The sequence below is a fragment of the Psychrobacter sp. 1U2 genome (genome assembly GCF_051847575.1).
On sequence record NZ_JBPYDC010000866.1, the window covers coordinates 1 to 797 of the forward strand.

A 797-nucleotide genomic window follows, 5' to 3' on the forward strand; every position below is an offset into this window, starting at 1 on the left:
GACGGTTTTTCTTGTGCTGAACCAGGTAATAAGATACCACCAGCAGTTTTTGTTTCTTCTTCTATACGGCGGACGACGATACGGTCATGTAAAGGACGAATGTTCATCGATATGACTCCAAAAGTTGATTGTTTACGTTAAAGGGTTTATTTGAATAAATGGTCTCAAGACCAGTATCTATAAGAAATACGATTAACAGTAATGTCTCATAGATAAGCGTTGAGCTTGTATCAAAAAGTGGGGGCAATAGAAGATGGCTTCAAGTGTAAATTCGAAAAATTTACAAGAATGTGAAAGCAGAAATTTTATAAGTTCATGCTAGCGAGTAACCTTACTCACAAAGCGTTACTTGTGACGTCAGCTTAAGGAGTTTTGGCAACATAGGCTACAAGAGCTGAACACTGCTATATGTTGACGCCCTTGAAAATGTAACAACATATGACCATTATAAGCGTTGAGAACATAATAATAGTTATAAGAAAAGATGACATCTCTGTCTTCTATCTATTAAGGAGTATTCATGAGTGTTTTATCAATAAATAAAAAGTTAGCAATAACTGACAATCAAGACCTTAGACATAATAAACCGAAATTTTTAACCGCCTTAACTACAGGTGCTAGTATCGCTATTATCGGAGCTTTAAGTATGACTGCCCCTACGCTTGCCAATGCAAAAATCATTCAACCATCAAGTGCTGATTATAGCTTTACCGTTGAAGACAAATATAAAGGTACTGCAAACCGCACTTTAAAGAAGTCTGGTAATACTTGGAATTATAAAGTAAAAGCTCGCGTAG

At 36.0% G+C, this 797-nt stretch carries 2 pseudogenes; one reads left to right on the forward strand and one right to left on the reverse strand.

Annotated elements, in window-relative coordinates:
- Nucleotides 1-107, reverse strand: a pseudogene (locus ACS8FD_RS19205) (co-chaperone GroES); the annotation flags it as partial.
- 413 nt (nucleotides 108-520) lie between these two features.
- Here ACS8FD_RS19205 and ACS8FD_RS19210 point away from each other — a divergent pair.
- Nucleotides 521-797: pseudogene (locus tag ACS8FD_RS19210) on the forward strand (DUF3108 domain-containing protein); the annotation flags it as partial.